General features: G+C 44.3%; 28 protein-coding genes. All 28 read right to left on the reverse strand.

Annotated features, from left to right (window positions below; genetic code table 11):
* Positions 1-21: 21 nt before the first annotated feature.
* Positions 22-2,175: a hypothetical protein gene (locus tag INE92_RS07095; protein WP_008998349.1), complete on the reverse strand. Its 2,154-nt coding sequence runs from the start codon at positions 2,173-2,175 to the stop codon at positions 22-24.
* 9 nt (positions 2,176-2,184) lie between these two features.
* Positions 2,185-6,486, reverse strand: coding sequence for a phage tail tape measure protein (locus INE92_RS07100; protein WP_212702001.1), 4,302 nt, complete (start codon positions 6,484-6,486; stop codon positions 2,185-2,187).
* Between the two features lie 343 nt (positions 6,487-6,829).
* Positions 6,830-7,057 (reverse strand): helix-turn-helix domain-containing protein, encoded by a 228-nt coding sequence (locus INE92_RS07105; protein ID WP_004303369.1) that lies wholly within the window; start codon positions 7,055-7,057, stop codon positions 6,830-6,832.
* Between the two features lie 11 nt (positions 7,058-7,068).
* Positions 7,069-7,302 (reverse strand): DUF2442 domain-containing protein, encoded by a 234-nt coding sequence (locus tag INE92_RS07110; protein ID WP_008998352.1) that lies wholly within the window; start codon positions 7,300-7,302, stop codon positions 7,069-7,071.
* A 6-nt stretch (positions 7,303-7,308) separates the two neighbouring features.
* Positions 7,309-7,614, reverse strand: coding sequence for a DUF4160 domain-containing protein (locus INE92_RS07115; RefSeq protein ID WP_004303371.1), 306 nt, complete (start codon positions 7,612-7,614; stop codon positions 7,309-7,311).
* Between the two features lie 33 nt (positions 7,615-7,647).
* Positions 7,648-8,058 carry a hypothetical protein gene (locus INE92_RS07120; RefSeq protein WP_008998353.1) on the reverse strand — a complete coding sequence of 137 codons (411 nt, stop codon included), beginning with the start codon at positions 8,056-8,058 and terminating at the stop codon, positions 7,648-7,650.
* Positions 8,059-8,238: 180 nt separating this feature from the next.
* The gene (locus INE92_RS07125) at positions 8,239-8,685 is read right to left on the reverse strand and encodes a hypothetical protein (RefSeq protein WP_151850236.1); all 447 of its coding nucleotides are present in this window, start codon (positions 8,683-8,685) and stop codon (positions 8,239-8,241) included.
* Positions 8,682-9,116: a lysozyme gene (locus INE92_RS07130; protein ID WP_008998356.1), complete on the reverse strand. Its 435-nt coding sequence runs from the start codon at positions 9,114-9,116 to the stop codon at positions 8,682-8,684. The genes INE92_RS07125 and INE92_RS07130 overlap by 4 nt, the downstream gene beginning before the upstream one ends.
* A complete protein-coding gene (locus INE92_RS07135; RefSeq protein WP_008998357.1) occupies positions 9,113-9,922 on the reverse strand; it encodes a hypothetical protein in 810 nt (269 codons plus the stop codon). The genes INE92_RS07130 and INE92_RS07135 overlap by 4 nt, the downstream gene beginning before the upstream one ends.
* 9 nt (positions 9,923-9,931) lie before the next feature.
* Positions 9,932-10,882, reverse strand: coding sequence for a DUF6712 family protein (locus INE92_RS07140; RefSeq protein WP_008998358.1), 951 nt, complete (start codon positions 10,880-10,882; stop codon positions 9,932-9,934).
* A complete protein-coding gene (locus INE92_RS07145) occupies positions 10,866-11,567 on the reverse strand; it encodes a hypothetical protein (protein ID WP_004318193.1) in 702 nt (233 codons plus the stop codon). Before INE92_RS07145 ends, INE92_RS07140 begins: the two co-directional genes overlap by 17 nt.
* Positions 11,560-12,924, reverse strand: coding sequence for a hypothetical protein (locus tag INE92_RS07150; protein WP_008998359.1), 1,365 nt, complete (start codon positions 12,922-12,924; stop codon positions 11,560-11,562). The genes INE92_RS07145 and INE92_RS07150 overlap by 8 nt, the downstream gene beginning before the upstream one ends.
* Before the next feature lie 4 nt (positions 12,925-12,928).
* A complete protein-coding gene (locus INE92_RS07155) occupies positions 12,929-13,207 on the reverse strand; it encodes a hypothetical protein (protein ID WP_004318191.1) in 279 nt (92 codons plus the stop codon).
* Between the two features lie 76 nt (positions 13,208-13,283).
* On the reverse strand, positions 13,284-13,709 hold the full coding sequence (locus INE92_RS07160) for a hypothetical protein (protein ID WP_008998360.1): 426 nt from the start codon (positions 13,707-13,709) through the stop codon (positions 13,284-13,286).
* Positions 13,710-13,729: 20 nt separating this feature from the next.
* A complete protein-coding gene (locus INE92_RS07165) occupies positions 13,730-14,098 on the reverse strand; it encodes a hypothetical protein (protein WP_007478410.1) in 369 nt (122 codons plus the stop codon).
* A gap of 19 nt (positions 14,099-14,117) precedes the next feature.
* Entirely contained in the window at positions 14,118-14,345 is a 228-nt protein-coding gene (locus tag INE92_RS07170) for a hypothetical protein (RefSeq protein WP_008998361.1), read from the reverse strand.
* Between the two features lie 156 nt (positions 14,346-14,501).
* The gene (locus INE92_RS07175) at positions 14,502-14,735 is read right to left on the reverse strand and encodes a hypothetical protein (RefSeq protein ID WP_008998362.1); all 234 of its coding nucleotides are present in this window, start codon (positions 14,733-14,735) and stop codon (positions 14,502-14,504) included.
* 13 nt (positions 14,736-14,748) lie between these two features.
* Entirely contained in the window at positions 14,749-15,123 is a 375-nt protein-coding gene (locus tag INE92_RS07180) for a hypothetical protein (RefSeq protein ID WP_008998363.1), read from the reverse strand.
* Positions 15,120-15,476, reverse strand: a complete 357-nt coding sequence (locus tag INE92_RS07185; RefSeq protein WP_008998364.1) for a hypothetical protein — start codon at positions 15,474-15,476, stop codon at positions 15,120-15,122. The genes INE92_RS07180 and INE92_RS07185 overlap by 4 nt, the downstream gene beginning before the upstream one ends.
* Positions 15,473-15,823: a hypothetical protein gene (locus INE92_RS07190; protein WP_004318184.1), complete on the reverse strand. Its 351-nt coding sequence runs from the start codon at positions 15,821-15,823 to the stop codon at positions 15,473-15,475. Before INE92_RS07190 ends, INE92_RS07185 begins: the two co-directional genes overlap by 4 nt.
* On the reverse strand, positions 15,820-16,071 hold the full coding sequence (locus INE92_RS07195; protein ID WP_032853358.1) for a hypothetical protein: 252 nt from the start codon (positions 16,069-16,071) through the stop codon (positions 15,820-15,822). Before INE92_RS07195 ends, INE92_RS07190 begins: the two co-directional genes overlap by 4 nt.
* Positions 16,072-16,430: 359 nt before the next feature.
* Positions 16,431-16,949: a hypothetical protein gene (locus INE92_RS07200; RefSeq protein ID WP_008998365.1), complete on the reverse strand. Its 519-nt coding sequence runs from the start codon at positions 16,947-16,949 to the stop codon at positions 16,431-16,433.
* Positions 16,950-17,394: 445 nt separating this feature from the next.
* Positions 17,395-19,116, reverse strand: coding sequence for a hypothetical protein (locus tag INE92_RS07205; protein WP_008998366.1), 1,722 nt, complete (start codon positions 19,114-19,116; stop codon positions 17,395-17,397).
* The gene (locus tag INE92_RS07210) at positions 19,076-19,756 is read right to left on the reverse strand and encodes a hypothetical protein (RefSeq protein ID WP_004318181.1); all 681 of its coding nucleotides are present in this window, start codon (positions 19,754-19,756) and stop codon (positions 19,076-19,078) included. The genes INE92_RS07205 and INE92_RS07210 overlap by 41 nt, the downstream gene beginning before the upstream one ends.
* The gene (locus tag INE92_RS07215; protein ID WP_008998367.1) at positions 19,737-20,081 is read right to left on the reverse strand and encodes a hypothetical protein; all 345 of its coding nucleotides are present in this window, start codon (positions 20,079-20,081) and stop codon (positions 19,737-19,739) included. The genes INE92_RS07210 and INE92_RS07215 overlap by 20 nt, the downstream gene beginning before the upstream one ends.
* Entirely contained in the window at positions 20,056-20,730 is a 675-nt protein-coding gene (locus INE92_RS07220; RefSeq protein ID WP_008998368.1) for a DNA-methyltransferase, read from the reverse strand. Before INE92_RS07220 ends, INE92_RS07215 begins: the two co-directional genes overlap by 26 nt.
* 156 nt (positions 20,731-20,886) lie before the next feature.
* Positions 20,887-21,834: a hypothetical protein gene (locus tag INE92_RS07225; protein WP_008998369.1), complete on the reverse strand. Its 948-nt coding sequence runs from the start codon at positions 21,832-21,834 to the stop codon at positions 20,887-20,889.
* A gap of 115 nt (positions 21,835-21,949) precedes the next feature.
* A complete protein-coding gene (locus INE92_RS07230) occupies positions 21,950-22,756 on the reverse strand; it encodes a hypothetical protein (RefSeq protein ID WP_008998370.1) in 807 nt (268 codons plus the stop codon).
* Positions 22,757-22,778 lie beyond the last annotated feature (22 nt).

Raw genomic sequence — 22,778 nt, forward strand, 5'->3', positions numbered from 1 at the left:
AAGGAAGAATAAAGGACGGGATTAACCGGAATAGACAATAGAAACAAAAGTATCTGTATATTCAAATTCGGATTCATACGTAACATCCCGATATGTACCGGGAGTAAAACTTCCAGGCTCGTAGTAGATACTTATTATTGCTGTCGCTTTACATTTATAGTTCCTTTGTAATGTAATTCCCGCTTCCTGGGGATAGTTTTCAACCAAGTATTTATCATCATTACGAGTTGTATATCCGTCAAGCGAGTAAGTTATTGATTTCATTTCGTTCACAGCGGTCGGCCTTTTGTTCCATTCATCCCTCGCCTGTTGTAAAATCCTGTTCCTTTCATTTTCTTTGGCAGTTTCTATATTTGAACTTATAAATTCCCACGTAAAAAGCCTGGAACCAAAAACGGGTGTTTCCTGTTCCTTATCCAAATCGTACGGACCAATCAACCGGAGTGTTCTTAATGTCAGATCAACGGGTACAATCTTATTTGCCGGAAGAGAATAAGAAAGCCCGTCAAAAAGTAAATATTGTCCTCGAAGTATTACCGGTGTTAAGATATCCATACCCGTAAGCCGGTGAACCGGTAACAAAACGTTTGCCTCTATCTTATTGAATGAATGTCTTAATATAGCGTCGTATTTCTTCCAGAAGTTAAAAAACAGGCCATTATCATATTGAAAAAATAGCGACATTGTATGCTTGCTTCCGTCTCTTAATATAACCTCTTCGGCGTCAGAGGTGTAAGGTAACACAGAACCGAAAGGATATTTACTATTTTGGGAAGACGTAAACGCAAACACGAAGGATAACGGTGTTTCCACCTTCTCCGAGTCTTCATCGTTATTATTAGAGGAAGTTTTAAGATACGTGTAACGGTGCACGTAATCAGCAAGATATTGAGGGGAAAGAATATCATTCGGGGCAAAATCCATTGGAACGCATTCGTCGTCGCTGGTTAATTCGTTATCTTCGATATTGTCGGTTTTCCGATCCCAGGAAAAGAAACTCGATGAAGAATAAGTAAGGCGGTTATTATCTTCATCCCATTTAAACCACCGTCCTGTTGTTTCCTCATAATTTAGATGTATCACCCTTTTAGATACATCAACTTTAGTTAACCTTGCGACTTTCTGATCTTTCAAGTAATCTTCAAGTCTTTCAACAGAGGGGGCCGCACCGGTAAAGGAAGTTCTGGCCGATAACTTCATTTGCCGGGCCGTTTCGTAAGTTATTAAAGGTTCGTCCGTCAGGCTACGGGACAAATCAATGTCCGGAACATCATCCACAATATCCCGGATCAGTCTTAACGTGGCTGTTTTCGTATCGGAAGAAACATTATAAACCAGTCCGAAACGCACATGCAAGGCGTTTAAAAAGTCCTCTACTGTGCAATCCGGCATCAAATCAGCGTAAGAAAGCTTTCCTTTAACACAACAGTCGGCCGCATTATTCAATATTACCAGGTTAGAAAGTTCCTTGTTCGTCTTAAAAGGATTTTCGGTTATAGTATATCCAAATTCGGAAAAAACAAGTTCCAGCACACGCCATACATATAAAAAGGCCGTTACGCCGTAACCTTCCGGAAGTGTTACGGCAGTCGGAGTACCATTTACTAAAAAAGTTTCTGTTCTTGCTTGATAACGTAAACGATAAACTTTACTTCCTTCTGATACAGGTGTGATATAGTTCAAGTATTTAGGGTAAAACTGATTATCTTTCGAATCGTTACCGGTCATAATCTGAAATACGGCATAATCAGTCTGATAACCTCCTAAAACCTGTTGCAAATGTGCGCAAAGAGAATTAACGCTGCTATACTCCTTCACCGGTAATGTAATAGCATTTAATTTTTTTGCTTTCCATGCGCTGTAGGCTTCCGAATTGTCAAAGCCGATGTTAAGGGTAATACCTTCTTTTTTACCGGCGGAAACAATATTTATCTTTCCAGTACGTTTATATGCTCCGTCCAATATCGTACATGCCTGATCTTCATTCATCGGCTTTATACCCATGTCGAGACGGTGAGCAAAACCGGTTATTTTAGCATTGTTGCCGGTACATGGAACCGTAACCGGTACGGTTTGCGATCCCCGGTCGTTCATGACAGGGGATTTTTCATCAATCTGTACGGTAAAGTCACCCCCTAAATCCAGATAACCTTTGTTCGTCTTTATCTTTAGCATAATGATTACTTATTTTCCGCGTGTAAAGGTGTCGCGGGCGTTATCTATAGTTTCTTTGGCCTTCTCCAAATCCTGGTAAACGATATAGGCCTTTATCAATTTGATAGCCTCACAGGAGGCGCGAAGCTCCTTTGCCGCTTCCAGGAACTCCCGGTAGGAAGAATCCCCTGCATAAGAGGTAACGTAACCGCCTTCCGCATATTCACCCGGATTCTGTGGCAACGGGTTCGCATTGGTACGCTGCCGCCTGATCGCTTCGATAGTGCTAACAGCGTCGATTACTTTAGGATTATTCATTTCCGGCTGTGGTACCACATATTCTCCCTTATGAACAACGCCGGCCACTTCATAACGCCCACCGGGACCAGTGTAACCACCTTCCGAATATCCACCACCGGAAGAACCGGAAACAACACGTTCAGCCGTGGCGGTCTTGCTGCCGGTAGTGTTTTTCAGGGACATGTTTTTAATTCTGTCCCGTTCTGCTTTGGCCGATGCAAGCTGGGCCACACCGGTAGCCGCAAGCATTGCTGCAGCAACGGTTCCGGCGATCGGTCCTAAGTCCGCGTACGCCTTCATAATCGAAACGGCTGTATCTGCTATGATCTGGGAACACTTGATAGCAAAATTTACATCCGCATACTTCTTTTGAATCTCCAGTTTCTTATTTTCCTTCTCTTCTTCCAGGGCGGCAGTATCTTCACCGTTGTTCTCGGCTTCCTGTATGAGAACATCGTATTTTGCTTCCACCTGGTCGATTTCGGCTTGTTGAATGGCTTCCACCATGGAAGAGGAAAGACCGGAATAATAGTCAAAGTATTTTTTAGCGTTATTCATCTGCATTTGCAGCTTTTTACGCTGGTATGTCTTTTCATCTATTAATTCCTGATCGTGCAGATTCTTTAACAGGGCCAGTTCATTCTGGTATTCCTGTGCCCATGATACGCCGATCTGGGATTGAATCTGGTATAAACTATTCTGGTACTCAAATTCAAGCTGGCTAATTTCCTGTTGTTTCTGCTTCTCCAAACCAACGGTAGAAATCCCCGCCTGTCTCGCTATCTCAATTATGGCATTATAAGTCGTTTCTACATCCTGAACCTGTTTCCGGTGTGCTTCCTGCATACCGGTTATTCCTACCGGAACGGAAGTTATTTCACGTACTTTTTGAGCAATGGCCGCCCGATCACGCAATAACTTCATTTCAGACTCACGCACGGCGTCGGCCGCTTCCGTCGCTGTTTCTATACGTTTCTGTTTACCGGTAATTTCCAAAGCGGCAATATCATTCTGGTAAGTACGGTTTATCTCCAGAAGTTCTGCGGCGTGCTCCGCTTCAACTTCCAGCATATAGGCGTCGGCGGCTTCCTGCGTGATACTTTGGTTTAATACCGCTTTTTCCATGGTGTCCTTCTGGACATTGTAATAGGCGGTTTCAATCTTTAACCGTTCGTCCCGTTTCTCCTGTACCAGTTTTATACGGGCGTCCTCCTGCTTGCCGGTTTCCGTAAAAATGGCCGTCTGTGCTTCTGTTTCGAGCTTGTGGATTTCATCGAGTAATTTCTTTTTATTAGCCGGCGTTTTTGCTTCCAGCTTCTGGAGTGCGTCGATACGTTCCCGGTAATAGCGAAGGTTTTCCGCCGTCCCTTCGAGAATATACTGGGCTTCCGTCTTATTTTCCTTCTCCCGGTTCTGTTTGATTAGAAGCATACGTTTTTCGTGCTCGATCTCCAGAGGTTTTAACGTGGCGTCCGTTTCCGTATTTTTATACTCCCCGGCTTCCGCCTTCTTTTTGACCTTCCCCAGTTCGTTTAAACGTTTTATTTCGGTGTCGATACGTTCTATTTCCTTGTTTTTCTTGGCGATATTCGCTTCGCTATCTTCCGCCCACTGTTCCTGAACCTTTTTCTTTTCGGCCTCCAGTTTCTTTATGAGGGATGTTTCAGTATTTATATTTTCTTTATTGGTTCCGGTTAATGAAGTGGCCGTCGCCTCTGTTTTTAAGATATCATTATTGATCTGGGCGATTGCTGATTCTATACCGGCCAAATCCTTCTGTGTTGTCTGTAGGGCTTTCAACTGGTTAGCCTCTTTTTCCGTACCAAATAAACGGCTTATTTTAGCGGTAAGACTGTTCCGGTTATATCCTGACAATGTATTTTGCTGGCGGGTGTCCCAGTAAGCGTCGCTTTGCTCTGATTCCTGGCTTTCAAGATTCCTTTTTTTCTTGTACAATTCTTCCAGTTCCTCCTGGTAAGCTTTCAACTTGATTTGTTTTTCCAAGGAAACTAAATATTGATCTATAGCCTCCTTGTTGTTGTTTATGAGCCTGCCTTCTTCATTCAATTCCGCATTATAATCCGGTATCAGTTCTTTTAATTCAGCGAGCCTTTGTTTACGGGTGTAGTTGGAAAGGTTCTCGTCATTAATAGCAGCTACAAGAGTTTTTATTTTTGCTTCCTGGCTGGCATATTCTTCATTCACTTTCTTTACGACTTCCTGGTGGGCCTTCATCGCCGCCGAAGCCTGTTCCGTCTTCTTTGCAAGCTGGTAGATAGCAACACCGGCTGCCACGAGTAACGCGAGCAGGGCCGTATATGGATTCTTCAAAAGTTCGATCCTCATTAACCGAAGGGCGGCGGTACATCTTTTAATATTCAGGTGCAGCAATGCCTGGGCCGCCGCATAAGCCAGAGTAGCCGCCCGGCTGATATAAAGCTGTACGGCGTGCGCTTTCTCTGCAACGACCGAAGCAAGGGTCGCCGTTTTAAAACGGGCGTGCCACATGGTAGCGATTTTCAGTCCTCCATAGTAAGAAACCAAATAAGCGGTAACGGTATAAGTGACAACACCCCATTTATTAAACATGTCGATCATACCACCCACACCTTCCACCATAAGCGTAACAAGGTCTATTAAATCCCGGAGAATACCCTTTGATTCATAGAAACGTAAAACTACCCCTTCAATAGTTGAACTTAGCCGGTTTAATGCACCCTGAACGTTATCACCCATTTCTTCGGACATAGCATTAAAGGCGTCTTCCGCACCTGTTACCGCGTCGCAAAGTGCCAGCACGGTATCGGTACCGTTAAGGAAAGTGTTAAACGCTGCAACGGAACGTTTATCGGTCAGTTCAAGGGCCTTGTTCAAGTCTATTCCTTCGCTGTTTAGTTTTTTAAGTCCCTTTACCAGATCATCCAGGTTATTAACCGGACCACCGAGAGCAAGCGCGAGTTTGCCGCTACTGTCAGCCAGATTAAGCAAAATATTACGTGTTGCCGTCGCTGCCGATGAAGCGTCGAAACCGCTGTTTGCCAAAGCTCCCAAAAGGGCGGTCGTTTCCTCGATCGTGAATCCGAAAGAATTAGCTACCGGACCGACGGTAGACATTGCACTATTCAGGTATTCAAAACTTAAGGCCGAGGACGTTGTACCTATTGCCATGGTAGAAAGTGCCCGTTCCGTATCTTCCGCATCAAGATTGAAAATACGCAATGTTGCACCGGCAAGCGTAGCAGCCGAGGCAAGATCCGTGTCCACCGCCTTAGCGAATTTCAGTACGGAAGGCGTCATCGCTTTAATATCCTCTTTGAAAAATCCCAGCTTGGCAAGCTCTATCTGAAGTTCCGTTACCTGTGCGGCCGTATAAGAAGTAGTAGCACCCAGCCGGCGCGCTTCATCCGTTAAATCTTTAATACTCTTTTTCGTAGTTCCCAGGATAGCGGCCAAAGTACTGTTTTTCTTCTCAAACTCTATAATAGTACTGATCGCATCCCTTAGCCCGCCGACAATCTGCCCGGTTATCATTGCGCCGATAGTGACAAACACACCGGCCAGAACCGTTTTTATCTTATTCAGGGAAAGAAGGGAACTTCCGAAACCTTCCGCCTTTTTCGTGGCCTGCCCGTATGCTTTTTCAACTTCTTTCAGTTCCTTCTCCAGGGCGGCATATTTTTCCGGCTGCAAAGACTTCACCGTATCGCGAAGCTCTTTCCGCAAGGCGTTTGCCTTCCTTGCCAGCTGGTTGGCACTCATGGTGGTTTTATCCAGCCGTTTCTCACATTCGGCAATCTTCTTGTTATTCTCGCCGAGCGTCTTATTATTTTCTTTCAGTTGTTCATTCAGCCTTTTCCACTGTTTACCACCAGCTTTCCCTGTGGCGATTAAATCGGTCATAGCCTTTTTTATTTCCTTATTGCTATCCCGGAGCTCTTTGTTCTTTTCTGAAAGATTATGTATTTCCTTCTGCGCATCGGAGGCGTTCAGGGTTAACACCCATTCGATATAGTCAGGTTTTAATTTTGCCATAAGAGTAAATTTTATAAGGCAAAATTATCCTGGTGCAAAATGGCGGAAAAGGACATAAAAAAAGCCCGTAGAACCATTCTACAGGCTTATTATACTAAGAAGAACGTATTTTATCTCTTAAATGTAAAATCCGAAGGATCAAAATATCCTTTATCCTTAATTGTTGCCCGATCAATCATCCGGCAAACGTACCAGGTTAGAGGAACCGATATAAAAGGTGTCACGGTAAAGGATAGAAAGGTAAAAGCAAGCCACCCGGATAAAGTAGCCGGTTTATGCTTACATCCTACGAAAAAAGCTATTACCAGGAAAAAGCCGATGAGAAATAAAATATCTTCGTATGTCATACAATCATCGTTAGTTCTTTACCGATATCTTTAATAGTATTTACTATTAGGGCCTCCCGTTCTTGTGAGGGCTTTTTTATTCCACTTATATATTGAGACATAAGGCTTTGACTTATTCCCATACGTCGAGCCACCGCAGAAGCATTTAGTTCCGGGTGAGAAATAAAAATCCGATATAAGAAAGTTTCTTCTTTCTTATCTTGAATAGCTAAACAATCATTCATAGGGTCTAAAATTATGCAGCTATACCAATTTCATATAAAAACTCCGGTGCAAGGTCGGCACCGTTGGCCCATTCAATAGTAGCACGGGTTAAACCATATTGAACAAATTTTTCCTTATCCAATAACTCCCCGAAAACCTCACCTGTAAGATAAGGTTCCAAATTTACGATCTTTTTACTCCCGTCGCTGAAAGTAACAAGAAGCTCGTAATTCCTAATATAATCCACATCTATAACTCGTAACATAAGCGTTTATTTTAATGGTTCAATTTTATCTATTTTTTCCCCTTTTTGGGCCTTTTCCCAAAGAGAAAGTATTTCTGCTTCGTGCAAGTTAATCCACTCATTTACTTTTGCGATAACTTTAGCTGGAGCCTGACCGTCTACAATCCGATCCAATACGCTAATAGAACATTCATAATCACCATAAGTAAAATGAATATGTGGCGGATTATGATCTTTCCAATAGAGGAATATAATAATACCGAAGAATCTACAAATTTCAGGCATAAACTTTGTTTTATTGGTTACTGAAACAAAGATAGGTAATAAAATCATTACCTACAAATATTTAGGTATTAATTTTATTACCTATTTTAGCGAACTGGCAAACATTTCTTTTACCCTTTCCCTTACATAATCCTGATATTCATATTTAATCTTCCCGAGTGTGTCATGATACAGAATCCCGTATATCTGCCGGTTATAAATCTGGTAATTACCGTGTTTCTTCATATCCAGGAAGCGGGTATATAATGGAAGGTTAGAACGTGCGATTACTCCTTCGCCGTCTGGAACGACCGAATAATTCGGGTTCTGTAGTGCGGCCATTAATGCACCGGATCGCCCTTGTATGATCTCTCCGGTTCCCTGTACTTTCTTACGTTCACTGCCTTTCTGGTATATCCGCTTGGTAGCGATATCCAGTTGGGCTTGAAATATGTCCTGTATTCCACGCCCGATCCGGTCGGTAAAAAAATCCGTTTTAAAATTCTCGGCCATTCAGTTATTCATTTTTTGAGAATCCGGAAATAATGTGCCTTTTCCCGGATTCATCCTTAACAGTTTCATTTTTCTTGTTTGAGGCATATTTATATTTCCAATAGGTACACAACGCATCATTTACACCTATTGTAATAATACCTACTATGACAGTTAACCAGAACCACGCAAAAGCATCCATTAGAATCTTGTTTTAAATGAGAAAGCCAGGCTCCACCCCGCAAACGTCCGGTAAAAGCCGGATTCCGGAAGAGTGGAAAGGCTGGTTAAATCCAGTTCCTTAGTGACAGGGCAACCGGTGGCAGAATCTTCTATCAGCATTTGTTTGATACGCTCCATAACCGGCTGCACCTCTTCGATAGTCTCATAAGCCCCTTTTCGTTGGGGATCGTACTTGCTCATAAGGAAAATAACACATAAATTATTTTCCCTCACATTGTCAGCCGAAAGGCTGGCACCCGTTCCCGACGGAATCAGAATAAAGAGCACCGGACATTCTTCTTTTGATAGTCCTTGTATCGTCTTACTCATTTCCTCGTCAATGGTAACGGGTAGCACCTTCTTTATTTCAGGAACACGTTTTTGCACGCCTTCCCAGTATTCACGGTAAACCTTTATATCTATCATATCGTCAATCCCTGATAACGTTTCGCCTCCCATTCACGGCGGGTAACAAGCCCCGGAAGAATCTTACCGCCCCCGTATATCCACTTTTTGAACTCTGCCGGTATGGATGAATCATACGCATCCGCTCTGATCTTCTTATAAAGCGTTGAATTCTTGAATTTTCCGATACCTACATTAAAGCAAAAACTTACTACCGCGTCAAACTGGTACTGTCCCAAATGAAGGGGAAGCGCGTTCACCTGGTTTTCTACTGCTCTGATATCCGATTCAAAGAAAGCGTCGGCCTGGGGCTCGGTAATAACATCACCCGGTTTTACGCCAGCCGTGTGACCGTAACCGATCGTACATACTCCCGCGGCACATACATATGCTTTCAGGCGCAACCCCTCGAATTTCTTGATCTTGTTTTTTGTTCCTGTTGTCGTTCTCATTTCTTGTTACGTTTTTGGTGTAAATACTCAAACTTACATTTATACAGATAAAGCAATACATCCCAAAAGGGTGTATCGTCCACCTCCTTCTTATTGCCGAACACGCCGGAAGCCGCTACCTCAAAGACTATCCCGGTCCATCCGGTTTTATCGTCTGCCTTCCGGTCCTCGGATGCCAGCTTCTGAAACAATATCCGAAAGTCGATAGCTTCACCACCGATATAAACCGGTCCGGAAAGAACCATTTCCCAAACAGCGGAAAAGAAGTTTACCGCATGAATGGCAAGCAAGGAAGGAACGGCCGGCATCTTCTCCGGGTCCTTGTACCGGTAAAGCTTTAATGTGATATCCTGGAAGATTTCATTTATAGCCGGTTCGTCTTTTTCTGCCGCCTGCTTGCTTTGCTGCAACAAATCCAGGCAATCACAAAAGTTACCGAAAGTAAGACCGTTCAGCATGTCACCGACACCATGCCAGCCCCCGAAATCCTGCATCAGGTTACGCCCAGTTTTCAGAATGGGCGTAACGATCCGCTCGCCCTCCTTACCGGTTGTATAAGAGAAAAAGCCGTCCAGCTTTTCCAGTTGACCGTCCAGCTCTCGGATGATCTCACGCCGGTACATGGTGTAATCCGCTTTCATGCCCAGAAGGAAAGAAAGCCATTTTACGCGGAACTGTCCGGGGCTGATCGTACCGCGGTTCATCAGTACCGACAATATAAGAAACTGCCGGTACTGCTCACTGCTGACTTCATCCAGGCAGGAAGGAACCTCCGCCGTCTTACTATTATATGTAAACTTCTCCATATCCGGACATTAAAAGGTTATTCCTTTGGATTGTACGGTAACACCCGGTATATAGTAATCCACCGTTTCCGACTGCGCATCCAGTTCCCTGATGATATCCTGCAATACATCCAGGTAAGCCGCCGCGTCCTGCTCCAGACTGTTAGCAACCGATTGCCGGGCCTCTTTTTCCGCCCGCAATTTATCTCGTACGGTTGTGCTCTGCTGTACCTGTACGATTCCACTTGGCAGAACTTCCACCGGTAAACGTTCAACGGCCTTTTTTATGGTGAGAAGTGCAAGCGGGCGGCGTACATACTCCAGCAATTTCTCCGTTAAAACGGTATCGCCTTCAATCAGTTTATTATAACGGTTCCGGGTGATAACAGGTATTATCTGCCCGTCCTGGACTTCCCGGATCATAGGAATAAGTACCAGGAAAAGCCGGTGACTGCCGATATTGTAATATTCATCGAACGTTTCCTTATTCTGGATTAGAAGCCGGTTTATAGCCTTTTTCTTAATGCCGTTCATCCAGAAATCAAACTTTTCTCGGTCCATTAGCTCCACCAACGCGTCTACGGCTTCATAAGCCAGGTTCCGGATATTCTCTTCATCCTTGAACTCCTGTAAGGCAGTCATACCCGTTTCATTCTCTCCAAGGTGTTTGCCACGTCCGGCCGTTCCGTGTTGTGCGTCCAAAGTGGGAATGACCTTTAACCAGGTAAACATCGCCACCGCCTGCTGCATCAGCCGCAAAGTTTCCGCCATGCCGTCCGATTCCGTGCCGTCCGCATGATCTTCACGGTAATACTTATCTACCGCGTCTATGGGTTCCGTTCCGATGATAGCCTGTAAATCCCGAATACCCAGCGGTAAGATAGGTTCCCACTTGGTAAAATCAAGATCATTATCGATCAATCCCAGAACACGGACTATTTCACCGGCACCGTCACCGCCTTTATTAAATAACTTCGTCATTTGCTCGGTCTCTTTTTAGTGTATATGGTTTCCAATTATCAAAATCCTTTGTGAAATTGTTTATTTCATCGTAGAACTCCTTATAAAAGCGGGCCAGCCCGGTGTCTATCGTTATACAGGTCTGTTCCGTACGCGGATTGGTGTTCACATTGGCCGAGCTTTCTATTACAAAATCAAAAGCGTTACCAAAACCGGCCATTACTTTAGCATGGTTACGGAAAATACAGACACGTGATCCGAAACGTTCCGCCACCTTCTTTAGGTATAAATAAACATCCGCGTAGGAACCTTGAAAGATTTCACCTACATAAAAATCCGCGTGCCCTATGTCTTTTCTCTCCAGCCATTTCTCCACCTCCTTAACATCGGTAATTGCCATACACCAGGTAGAAATCAGAACATATTCCACCGGTTGTTGCTTCACGATCACACGAAGATAAGTAAGGCTATCAACGTCCCCATGACTGATACAGTGATAAGACGCCCCTTTCTCAAAATGCCAGGGCAAACACTCTTCCAGGTGCAGCTCCGATTTTATCCGCCGATCAAAATGAACGTTTTTCGTCCGGCGGGCCTTTATATGCTTGTCCGGGGTGTTATCGGCCCGGTTCTCTTCCGGTTGCCGGTCGCTTACCGGTTCTTCCGGCACATCTTCCGGTTTCGGTGTAAAAAACAGACTACGCATTTTCTTTCATACGGTTAGAGGGTGAAACGTTCTGTTCCGCTTCCACTATGGTACGATAAAGCCCTACTTTCGTTGCGGTACCCGGAAAGTTGGCATTAATATACTGCTGTAACGGCTTACAAAGGATCATGTCCGGAATAGCCGTTTCAGAAGCGTTATACACTTTCAGGCTGTATAATTTCTCCGATCCGGAAGAAAGTTTGTTTTCTATAATCAGATTTGAAAGTACCGGATCAAGACCGAAGCCGGAAGTGGCGGCAGCGTCCGCCTTATTGGATATCTTAATCTGGGCGTCCACATAATCCTTTATCTTCTTATCCAGTGGTTCCACCGTCCAGCCCTCAAAGTTATTCGCTTCCGGATTCCAGAATTTGGTCGTGTGCATGTATTTTCCGGCGTTCTGCCTTCCGGTAATGTTGGAGGCGAATTTCTCCATAGCTTCGTCCTTGAAATCTTCCAGCATCTGGGCCGTATATTTCTCGCCTGTACGCTCGCAAACCTGTTTTATACGTGCTTCCGCGCGGTCCCAGTAAGACTGCGGCGATTCGATATGCAGGGAAATGGCCGAAGCGTTTTCGTTATAGGCGATCAGGATAGCGGCCAGACCGCCGGCAAGCTCCAGCCAGTCAAGCGCACCCAGAAAACGCGGCGTACTCATAAAGTCCTTACAAAAGGAATAGATATTATAATACTTCACGGAAACCGGATATTTGAACGGGTGGGCCGGATCAAAGATCGGGTAACGGTAAGTATAAGCCGGATCAGGATAAGGAAAGTCGCCCACAAGCACTTCCTGCGGTTCATCCTCACCGTCGGGAGGATATACCAGACGGGCCTTCTGGTAGGGAATATGTTCCAGCCGTACCAAACGCCCGGGATTGCCCACACGTGGCGCACGGTTCCGGACAAACTTTATAAAAAAGCCCTGCATGTGTGTTAAGTCTACGAGTGAGCGATGAAGAACCGTCGTGTAATCCCACGACTCCAGGTCGGCGGTTATTTCCGGATCGAGTTTCCAACGCCGGTAAAAACGGTTATTGTCTTCGTCGATTGCATCCTCATACAGCCGTGGACCTTCTCCCCACTGCAAACCGGCTATTTTACCCATAATACCTTCACCGGCGTAGAATTTATCCAGTAAACGCATGACATCGCCCGGCATGTCGTTATTATCCCCCATGGGAACAATAAAAGTACCGTTTACGCTGATCTTACGCGAAAAGAAAGCCCCCCGCCGGTTTAACTGGATGCTGGAAGGTTCCCAACCTTTACCGCGGCCACCGATAGAAAAGGAGATCAAACCCTTGTCAGTGCCGGTATCTATAATTCCAAAGTTGCCACTTCGTCTTATTTCCATACTCTTAAATCGTTATTCTTTTCCCGTTGAACTCCATTACCAGGCATTCCCAGCAATTCAGCGGCCGACCCGTTGTGGTGTCCGTCAGGAATAGTTTATAGCTTGAATTTTCGATGCTTTCATCCGTCGCCTTCTTCCTCAAACGGGCGGCCGTGAGTATCACCATGTCACCGCCGTCCCGTGTCTGCCGGTTCCATTTCCGGAACTTGATAGAAAAGGTTCCCCCTGAAATGGTAATCCGCTTCATCTGTTCTACCGCTACATAAAGGTTTATTTTTTCCATAGTCGGCGGATAAAACTTTTAATCCCGCCCCAGTTATCATGGACCAGGCAAAAGGATAGAAAGAAAAACATGAATTTTAGGAACGTCCATAAGCTACACCCGTTTGTAACCTTTTCTTTTTCCTGGCTTTGTTGCTTAACGTCGGATTTACGGGTAACGACTGTTTCCGCTTGACTGGTAGTTTCCTTATGATCCTGGAAGGAACTGCTTTGATTCTTTCCAGTTCTTTTTTCAGTTTTTCGGTTGCTGAAATCAATTTCTTTAATTCTTCCGAGGCTGTCGTAGTCGATACGGATATGCGTACTATCTTCCCGGTAAACGTCAAGTACGTGCTCCTCATTGCTTGAATCTCTCCGCGCAAGTTCAATAACTCCGTCAGTAGTTGTTTGTTTTTCTTCTCCAGTTGCTTCTGTAACCGTTTTTCGTGTAACAGAGCGAGAAGAACGACAACCGTAAAAACAAGCTGCAAAACAAATAAAAATAAGTAGGTGTACGATTCCATGTCTCATGTTTATTAAGTCGTTAATTATTATTAGTGTCAAAAGTGATAGATTTACGGTTCGGGCAATTTTTCACACCGCAAAGAAACGGCTTCATAGTGTCCATTACACGGGCGTTCTGCTTGATTGCCTTTTCCATTTCGTTACATTTCTGCAGGACTTCCTTGTACTTGTTATCCACTTCGTCAAACCGTTTTTTCTGTTCCTGGTACGCGTTCTTTAGCTCCTTACGGTCATTCTTCATATCCTCGATTAGTTCCTGGTAAACCTCTTGTACTGACTTCATGGCATCAGCTTCCGCCTGTTTACGGGTATATCGGAGAGTGAATAACCAGGTCAGTCCACCCGTGCAAAGAGCCGTAATAATCGCTGTAATTATCGTTTCCGTCATATTGATAGAGTTGAAAATTTTACATTATGGTCCAGACGGTACATACATGCGTCAAATAGCCCGCCACGATCCCGGCCAGGTCTGCCAGAATATCCTTCCAGTCCCATTTATTACCGGGTGACATTTTATCCCCGTATTCCTTACCCAATGAAGCACCCAGGGCAAAGGGAACACCATAATTACCCAACAGGGCACATATAGCGTAATTAATCCCGAAATGCTTCCATTTGTCCGTTCCTATTTTCATAATTTGAATGATTGGTTACTGCAAAGGTGGGAAGAACGGACACGGACAAAAAGGACATAAAAAAGAGTGCCGGGAACCACCCCGGCACAAACAAACCCTAACCTGGGACTTAAACCCAACGGCTGCCTTTTCAGCCGGTATGCTAAATTATTAATATTAAGGATTAGACAGCTTTTCGATGTCTTTTTTCATCATACGTAAAGTTCTGATTCTTTCTACTATTTTTTCAGCGGAAAGAGGTTCGCCCCCTTCATCGGTCAAATCGTCGATAGTTTCCTCTATTACTCGTATGTAACAAGCGGAAACCGGCTCCGTCTTAACTTGCCACTGCTTCAATATTCCGGCACTTTCATCTGTTATATGTGCGCCGTTTACTTCTATATCTTTCATAACAAATCTTTCATTAAACGTTTTTAATCGGTGTAGTCTCTAAGGTAGTGAAATCAATTATTCCGGCCTGCCGGTATATCCCGAGGGCGACTTTCCTAAACCGTTCGTAATTACGTCTGTCAATGGGCGATAACTGCCACCTCTTCATGTCTTTCATCAAATCCGGTATATTATTAGCACTATTATACATACAGTTGTTTTTACCGTACTCGTGATGAAGTGATACAGACTGAAAATTACCAGAGAAAACAACCAACCGTAAACGTTCAAGTTCAAGGAAAGCAAACTCATTGTTAACCTTCTCCACTTTATATGCTCTTAATTCAATGGAAGGCGTACCGTATTCACGTTTAACGAAAAATAGGATATCAGGATTATTTGTATTCATCTGGCACCTCCTTTTAAGTCTTCTAATTTAATATGTGAAATACTTGTTATACTTTCCAGTACCCCGTCGCATACACTTTTAACCCTTAATCCGCGGGAACCGTCTTTCTTGGGTAAATTCAGGTGATAATACGGGCGATTCCTCCAGAATGTAATCCGGAAAATCCAGCCACGAACTTTAAAAGTAGCATTGCTTATTTTATAATCAATCTGTATCAGATCACCCGGTTTAAATTTACTTTCTTGTAGAAACATTTCCTGTATTTCTTCCTTTTCCTTCTTTATTTCCTCAATCCTTTTATCATTGTTTTGTAATTGAGTAAGTAACACTTGCTGATATTCAGTATATATCATTCGGCACCTCCTTTCTTTTCTATCTGGGGACGCTCTGAAAACCTATATATTCTTTTAACCCGGTAAATGAAAAAATAGGCTACAGGCTTGTCACAGCCGTTATTATGTGTTTTAGTGTCCTGATCTATATGAATAAACCCGCTACCGGAAGATATTTTCAGCGGCATTGTTTTAGGGTATTTCTCGTTCAGCTCCTTTACCTTTGCTTCCAGTTCAGTTTTAAAAGCATCAAAGGAAATTTTATCAGGGCAAAGCGTATTACCAAACTGGTTTGCAAACTCTGCCATTTCAGCACATTTTCGATTCTGTGGTTTATATTCGTTAAGCTCTATAAAATAAGATATCATTTTCGGCCTCCTTTCCTCGCTTTCTTGGCACGACACACACATATAACTGCACCAATGACAGCCGGTGGATAGATAAAAGTAAGACAGAAACAAGCGATAGCAGATAAGTAATAAGCCCCAGAAGTTGAACAAACAGTACATTCATGTTTCGGTTCCTGAAAATAACGATGTTGGATCGTGTTTACGTCCGTGCTACCAGTACGGAACGAAGGCACGTAGCTTGTGCCGGATTGAAGTTCTTTTTTCATAACGGTGTAATTTTGACTATTTTACATGGGAAAGGCGGTTACCATTTCCCCTAATTCGTCAAAATTACACCGCAAACCGTCCGAAGATCGGGTTATAAGTTAGGGAAAGGCAACCGCCTTATATATCCAAAATAGATAAATACCGAGCATAAAAAAAGCCCGTTGTTTATTCGAGCCAATAACCGAGACTCACCGGACCGCACCAGCGGTGTAATTTTGACAGGGGCAAATGTCGGTATTAAAATCTGAACAAAAAAAAACGTTAATAAAAGTTTACCATAAAAGAAAATTTATCGACTCTACGATTCGTTACTTCGTAACAAAAACGCCCGCCAAAATTGGCGAGCGTTAATCTATTCTTATGGTTCATATCTCTTTTGAGCTTCATCCTCTTCATCACTTTCCTTTTTCATATTTCGCATAAATAAAGGAACTTTCTTTTCAACCTCTTCATTTTTATTCTCTTTATCTTCCATGGCCGCTTTCTCCATGTCTTCAAAATCTTTTTGTGTTATAATTCCTTCTCGTATTTCATCATCAGAAACTATATCTTTACTTAATAACCAATGATATACATTTTGATTCGTGCTCTCATTTGTAACAACATACGCCTGCTCAAATTTCCACCGAAATTTTGCTAAATAATTCATGGCGTCTACCATAGAATTAAATTCAATTTTCTTCCCGGATTCATCTACCATAAACGTTTTGTATTTTCCGAAATAAGATGTTTTTTGCCCGAAGTCTATTTGTATTTTGACTTTAGAACTTAAGACTTTCCCTGTACCAACAATTTCACAAAACGTTTTTCGAGTTTCTTGTGCTGTCGCTGCTACTACTAAAATAGCCAACACGGTAATTAATAATAATTTCTTCATATCAGTAACTTAAAATTAGTGTATACTTTCATCTGTACCACCCGTAAGTTCTGACGGTTATATGCAGTGTAATTTTGACGGCTGCAAAAATACTTAAATATGTACATTTATAAAGAATATAATCCCCAAAAATGAAAGGCAACCGCCCAAAAATACACGGTAATTCACCCAGAAACGGGCAAAAAACGAGTAAAAACACATAAAAAACGCACTTTTTCGCGTAAAATTTTGGTCTAAATGCAGATAAACGACTGAAAAACAGTCAAAAGCCGAAAAAAAATTCAAAAACTAAAAAAATGACACCTTCCGAAGACCGAGCCGCTCAGAAGTCGGAAAGCAGTTGCCCTCCCCCTAAAAGGTGAAATATGACCTCTCCCGGAGGGGTACCCGTAACCTGGTAACACAAAAAACGCCGGAAAACCAATTTTCCAGCGTTACAAGGCAATTACCTTTTATGCCTGTTCTCTATCCATTGATCCACAAACGAGTCGGCCTGTAGCGTCCGCTTGCCCCGTACTAAAGCTATCCAGCCGGGGCGCATCAATAAGTATTTGAAAGCGTCGGAGAAATTGGTGGATAACATCGGTAGTTTTTTCGGTGCAAGCTTTTCGGACTTCTTCACTTTGAACACTACCTTAGAATTACCCCGGTATTTGATTTCAGCCTTTGCCTTTTCTACGGAACTAACCATTTCTTTACAGTTCACCGCATCAACCAGCAAGATAGGCAGGTTCTTGTTGGTACCGCCCATAATCTCCTGCATAAAGTCGTATTCTGCATCCTGTCGGATAACTGCCTGTTTACGGCTCTTTAGGTTTACGATCCAGCCGGTACGGTTCCCGCTGCCGTCTTTTTCTATGGCGTCTTTGATCTTACCCGCGTAATCCTCCTTCTGTTTCTCAAAGTTATTACCTGCACGGTCATAGTACAAATCCAGTTCTTTGTATTCGTGGTTCTGGAAGAAGGTGAGGAACTGGTCGGCGATCTCCCGGAACCAGCCCGGCGGTATCTCAAAAAAGTTCTTATGTACCCGGTAATAAGCACCGTCCGCCTGACCGATCACCAAAGAAAGCATATTACCGAAGTCCATACCGCCTTCAATCGTTTTATCATGGTGCAGGTACCGGAGTTCCCGCGAACTGTAAGCGGCTTCCCCGGAAGCGGTACCGTTATAATACTTATGTCCTTCACCAAACAACACATAGAAACGTAAATCCCTGCGAAGACCGGGACGCATACCCACCACCGACTTTTTAAATTCGTGAAGCTCCAGCGTACCATTATACAACCGCCTTAAATACTCTATCGTAAGTATCTCAACATTAGCGAATGAAGAAGCGTTAAGAAAGAACGTTTGTCCTTTTCTCAACTTCAATAAAGCCCGGTCGTAATATTCAATATCCCGTTTCAAACGTTTCAGCTTCAAGGGGGAAGGCTTATTTTTTCTTTCTTCTTTTAATAGAGAAATTACCAGATCATTACGCATACTTGCCGCCTGTACTATTTTAATGATCCGTTCCGGGTCCATTTGCTTGACATACCGGAAAAACCAGTCGTACTCGTTTTCGTCGATATCCGGCATATCGGTAGTAATGGTTATCCCCAGGAACAAATGGGAATGTCCGTAAGTGATCGCATCACCGCGAAGAATAGGCATAGCGCGGTTTACTTTCATTTCCTTGTCGTACTTCGCTTCATCATAAAACAGATGTATTACAGACTTTCCGGCAAGCAGTGAAGGGTTATCCAGTGATCCCATAAAAATAACGCATCCGTTCCAGAAGCTGTAAACATGCTTGTAATCATCTACAATAACCGAACATTTACGCCGCCAGGATTCAGGCGGGCGGGTATCTTTTACATAGTGTACCCCTTCGATCAGGCCCATAAGCTGCCAGCCCTTCTGAACGGCCGGCATTATATTATCTTCCAGGTTACTGTAGGTATTGGCAACAAAAGCGAACGCACCGCCGGGCATTTCTTCCACGCAACGGGCGGAACGCCTGGCTTGTATAACGGTCGATTTGGCCATACCGCGCCCGTCAACAGATACAAGGATAGTAGTATCGATCCAGTCCGTCAGAACCTGGATTATATGGCCGTATTTGATTTCCACATCATCGGCGTTACTCACCTTCGTTATCTTCCCCGAACTCTTTGATATCATACAACATACGTTTTTTCAGGTCAAAAGCTTTAATACGCGCGTCCTCTTTTATATTATCACGTACAATAACAGGAATTTCCGGGATCGCGTCGATAAACTCTTCCAGTTCCTTACGGTCGATTTCAGGAACACCCAGATCCTTACGGCTGGTAGTATAAATAACCGTGCTTTTCTGTGAAAGCAGTTCCTCCGGTATTTCGGCCTGTTGATCCTTATAACATCCGCGAAGTTCCGCCGCCAGTTTCAGCAGGTTCTTAGCCTCCTTCACATTTCCCATAAGAAAGACGGTATTCGCCCAGTTTTCGGCCTTTTCCGCATACAAGTTAGCGAAAGCCTGCGGGCGTACGTTATCCTGCGTATAAAAGAAATTGAGACTGTCAGCGTACACCTGGCGGGCCATCCAGTCCGAAAGGCCGTAAGGTTCCGACTTCAAAAGGCGGATGATGCCGGCCTTTGTCACCAGCTTACCATTTATACGCATACGGGCACGAAGGCCCCGTACCATTTCCATAAGGCTGTAATATTCCCTTTCATCGGGCGCGAGGGCTTCCAGCGTACCGGTAGAAAGAATCCTTTGAATCTGGTTGATATCCACCTTGTCAAAGTCTATTCGTGAGGGCTTAATTAAATTCGTCGTCATCCATTTGTTCGATTAAACGTTCAAAAGTATGTCTTTTCCGTACGGCCTCCAGCTGTTTTATAGCTTCCACGTTTCCGCCTTCCGCCGCTTCATGGAGTTTTATTTCAGGGGCGGCACGTGCTACCAGAATCCCTTCCCGGATCAGGAAGTTAACGGAAGTTCCTACCGTTTCCGCATCCCGGACAAAAAGCCTGGCATCCTCCAGAGAAAGCCCCAGGGAAACGGCTATGTCTTTCGGCGAATACCCTAAAGAAGACAAACGCCGTACATCCTCTTTTTGCTGCGCATCCAGGTAAATACTATCCACCACCGTTAAATCGTTCATACGCATCTTTTATTCGTTTCTGTGCCGTGAAATAATAAATTTCGTCCTGTTCCATTAATACAAAGTTCCGGCCGCTTTCAATGGCTGCCACGGCTGTAGTACCGGAACCGCCGAAAGTGTCCAGGATCAGATCGCCGGGCTTTGTACTGTCTTCAATCAGTTTACGGATCAACGCCACCGGTTTCTGTGTGGGATGAACCTTTTCACCTTCTACCAGTTTCGCACCGGACGCAAAAGACCGGATATTATCTATTATGTTTGTGGCACCGATAGAAACACCCTTCCCGCAATGAAACAAAATAAGCTCATGTATAAAGGCGTAATGATTACCCGGGCCCGACTGTTTGTTCCAGACGATCATGTTTGACGCGCCTATATACAAGTCAAACAACGGATAATAGAAAGCATACCCGCGCCAGTCCGTAAAAAAGTACACACAAGCACCGGGTTTCTTCACCCGGTTAAATTCCAGGAACAAATCCCGGTAAAAGGGTTTACAGATAGACAAATCTTTAAAGCTGCCTTTCTGCCCGTTGTGTGTCATTCCCAGGAAATAAGGCGGATCGGTTATTATACAATCTACGGAATTGTCCGGAACACGTTTCAACGCCTCCAGGCAGTCCTCGTTATAAATTTTGTTTGTAATCATTGGAAAGTTGTTTAAGCCGGCTTTCTTCTTTTTCTATCCGGAGGGTTAATGTTTTGAGCTGGTGTCCCAGCTCCGAGCGGTCGCAAGGATGAGAGAAACGGCCCAGGTTCTTTGTGATCCGTTGCCGTTTCCCTGTCAGACTGGCAATAAGTTCGACTACTTTTTTTTTCGCGCCTCGATTTCTTCCTCTATGGCCTTCTGTGTAGTTTCCCACTTCTGGATCAATGCAAGGGCACTCGTTTTCTTCTTCTCATCATCCCCGGCCTGTTCCAGTTTCGCCTTATTCTTTGAAAGGTTGGCGCGGGCGTTATTCAGTGCCTTTTGTATGTCGATATCCGAAAGGTTCTCGACGCCCTTACGGACGGACAAACTTTTTACCTTCTCACATTTACCCAGAATCTTTCCGTTCTCCCGGTAATATTCCAGTTCGTCCCACATATCGCGGTTAGCGATGAAGTTTTCCACAACCGCCTGCGCTTCCTGTGCTGTAGAAAGTGAACTGACATCATCCGGCGTGGCTTCCAGGCGGGCAAAAGCTTCCTTATACTTCCCGTATGCGGTGAACATGTCGGAAACAAGTATTTTCAGAATGTCGGGACAATCCGGAGAGTTCAGAAAGGTAAATTTCTCGCGGAAACGTATCATTTTGGTTACGGTTTCCGGAGCTGCCTTGTATCGTTTCTCCGCCTCTTCCAGTTCCTCTTCCAGCTCTTCCACACGGTCGGCATTTTCATCCATGGAAAGAACCTTATCCCGGAAATCGGACGAAACGAGTTCTTCCACGCTGACACCGAAAGATTCGGCAAGTTCCAGCAACAAATCATCGCTGTATTTTACCGGCGTTTTGGGTGTTTCCTCCCGGACGGGTTCCATTTTTACCGCGGCCGGCTGTTTGGAGTTGCGCCGGATCGTCTTAAACTCACGTTCGGAAAGCCCGGCCAACTTCCGTAGTTCCTCTAAAAGAATGGCCTTCATCGTTTCCGTTTCTCCCTGCCGGCGGAATGACTTCTTTAACATACGGTTGATACCGTATTTCTCGTACAGTTCCACGCCCTGAATGAAGTTACGCGGACCGGCCAGATAGGTAATAATTTCCTGTTTCATACTATATAAAAATTTGATGATACAAAGGAAAAAAGGGGCAATTACCCTAAAAAGGACAAAGGGTGGCCGGGCATGTGCTGCCGGTCACCCTTTGAATTATATGAAAGCCGTTTACTTACGCCTCATAACGGCTTTGTTCAATCCATTTCATAGCCTCCGAACCGTCGTTAAACGCCCGCAACGTCAGTTGGGAACCTTCGGAAGCGGTAAACGTCTTACCACCTTTCAGAAGGAAATTACCGCCCGTCTCCACTGTGGGCGCAACGCCCGAACATCCCATAAGGGTAATTACCGATCCATGACTTCCACCGGTAACACCGGCTATCTTAGCCGCACCTGCGGAAAGCTGGTACTGCCCGTCCGTCTGGTAATCTATATCCGTGGCACCGGCTTCCACTACGGCCACCGGTTCTTCCAGGGTGTCGGTACCCCGGTAAATGGCGATATCATCCCCCTTGCTGATCTGGGTGAAAGTAAGCTCGTTCGTATTCGATTCATTGGAACCGGTATAAGAAACGGATAATTTACACGGGTTACAGGGTGTTCCGATCAGATCGGCAGGCTTTCCGCTACAATAACGGAGCACAACGATACATTTCTTGGACAGCCAGTTTGTCTTAAACTCGCGAATTTCCTGTTCATTACCGGGATGATTGAACTTAACGGAAGGCGTATAACCTTCGGCGTCCGTTTCCCCGTCACTGTTGGAACTGATTTCAGCGGTACCGGGTGTCAGGTAAATACCGATCGCGTAACGTCCCGCCTTCATTACGATATCATCCTCGATAACCACGCCGGCATCGTTTCTCTGCGGAAAGGAAAGAATATCGTCAACGTCGTAAATTACGAGCTGATCCTTGGGCTGAATACCGTTACCGGGATTGCCGGCCGGCCTTCTTACGCTTGCTTTTACGTATGTCATAACTTAATGATTTATAATGTTA

Origin of the sequence: Bacteroides xylanisolvens (assembly GCF_018289135.1) — a bacterium.
Classification (GTDB): domain Bacteria; phylum Bacteroidota; class Bacteroidia; order Bacteroidales; family Bacteroidaceae; genus Bacteroides; species Bacteroides xylanisolvens.

Coding starts and splice junctions, on each gene's coding strand:
- INE92_RS07095 (WP_008998349.1), bottom strand. CDS start 2,175: ATGCTAAAGATAAAGACGAACAAAGGTTATCTGGATTTAGGGGGTGAC.
- INE92_RS07100 (WP_212702001.1), bottom strand. CDS start 6,486: ATGGCAAAATTAAAACCTGACTATATCGAATGGGTGTTAACCCTGAAC.
- INE92_RS07105 (WP_004303369.1), bottom strand. CDS start 7,057: ATGAATGATTGTTTAGCTATTCAAGATAAGAAAGAAGAAACTTTCTTA.
- INE92_RS07110 (WP_008998352.1), bottom strand. CDS start 7,302: ATGTTACGAGTTATAGATGTGGATTATATTAGGAATTACGAGCTTCTT.
- INE92_RS07115 (WP_004303371.1), bottom strand. CDS start 7,614: ATGATTTTATTACCTATCTTTGTTTCAGTAACCAATAAAACAAAGTTT.
- INE92_RS07120 (WP_008998353.1), bottom strand. CDS start 8,058: ATGGCCGAGAATTTTAAAACGGATTTTTTTACCGACCGGATCGGGCGT.
- INE92_RS07125 (WP_151850236.1), bottom strand. CDS start 8,685: ATGATAGATATAAAGGTTTACCGTGAATACTGGGAAGGCGTGCAAAAA.
- INE92_RS07130 (WP_008998356.1), bottom strand. CDS start 9,116: ATGAGAACGACAACAGGAACAAAAAACAAGATCAAGAAATTCGAGGGG.
- INE92_RS07135 (WP_008998357.1), bottom strand. CDS start 9,922: ATGGAGAAGTTTACATATAATAGTAAGACGGCGGAGGTTCCTTCCTGC.
- INE92_RS07140 (WP_008998358.1), bottom strand. CDS start 10,882: ATGACGAAGTTATTTAATAAAGGCGGTGACGGTGCCGGTGAAATAGTC.
- INE92_RS07145 (WP_004318193.1), bottom strand. CDS start 11,567: ATGCGTAGTCTGTTTTTTACACCGAAACCGGAAGATGTGCCGGAAGAA.
- INE92_RS07150 (WP_008998359.1), bottom strand. CDS start 12,924: ATGGAAATAAGACGAAGTGGCAACTTTGGAATTATAGATACCGGCACT.
- INE92_RS07155 (WP_004318191.1), bottom strand. CDS start 13,207: ATGGAAAAAATAAACCTTTATGTAGCGGTAGAACAGATGAAGCGGATT.
- INE92_RS07160 (WP_008998360.1), bottom strand. CDS start 13,709: ATGGAATCGTACACCTACTTATTTTTATTTGTTTTGCAGCTTGTTTTT.
- INE92_RS07165 (WP_007478410.1), bottom strand. CDS start 14,098: ATGACGGAAACGATAATTACAGCGATTATTACGGCTCTTTGCACGGGT.
- INE92_RS07170 (WP_008998361.1), bottom strand. CDS start 14,345: ATGAAAATAGGAACGGACAAATGGAAGCATTTCGGGATTAATTACGCT.
- INE92_RS07175 (WP_008998362.1), bottom strand. CDS start 14,735: ATGAAAGATATAGAAGTAAACGGCGCACATATAACAGATGAAAGTGCC.
- INE92_RS07180 (WP_008998363.1), bottom strand. CDS start 15,123: ATGAATACAAATAATCCTGATATCCTATTTTTCGTTAAACGTGAATAC.
- INE92_RS07185 (WP_008998364.1), bottom strand. CDS start 15,476: ATGATATATACTGAATATCAGCAAGTGTTACTTACTCAATTACAAAAC.
- INE92_RS07190 (WP_004318184.1), bottom strand. CDS start 15,823: ATGATATCTTATTTTATAGAGCTTAACGAATATAAACCACAGAATCGA.
- INE92_RS07195 (WP_032853358.1), bottom strand. CDS start 16,071: ATGAAAAAAGAACTTCAATCCGGCACAAGCTACGTGCCTTCGTTCCGT.
- INE92_RS07200 (WP_008998365.1), bottom strand. CDS start 16,949: ATGAAGAAATTATTATTAATTACCGTGTTGGCTATTTTAGTAGTAGCA.
- INE92_RS07205 (WP_008998366.1), bottom strand. CDS start 19,116: ATGATATCAAAGAGTTCGGGGAAGATAACGAAGGTGAGTAACGCCGAT.
- INE92_RS07210 (WP_004318181.1), bottom strand. CDS start 19,756: ATGACGACGAATTTAATTAAGCCCTCACGAATAGACTTTGACAAGGTG.
- INE92_RS07215 (WP_008998367.1), bottom strand. CDS start 20,081: ATGAACGATTTAACGGTGGTGGATAGTATTTACCTGGATGCGCAGCAA.
- INE92_RS07220 (WP_008998368.1), bottom strand. CDS start 20,730: ATGATTACAAACAAAATTTATAACGAGGACTGCCTGGAGGCGTTGAAA.
- INE92_RS07225 (WP_008998369.1), bottom strand. CDS start 21,834: ATGAAACAGGAAATTATTACCTATCTGGCCGGTCCGCGTAACTTCATT.
- INE92_RS07230 (WP_008998370.1), bottom strand. CDS start 22,756: ATGACATACGTAAAAGCAAGCGTAAGAAGGCCGGCCGGCAATCCCGGT.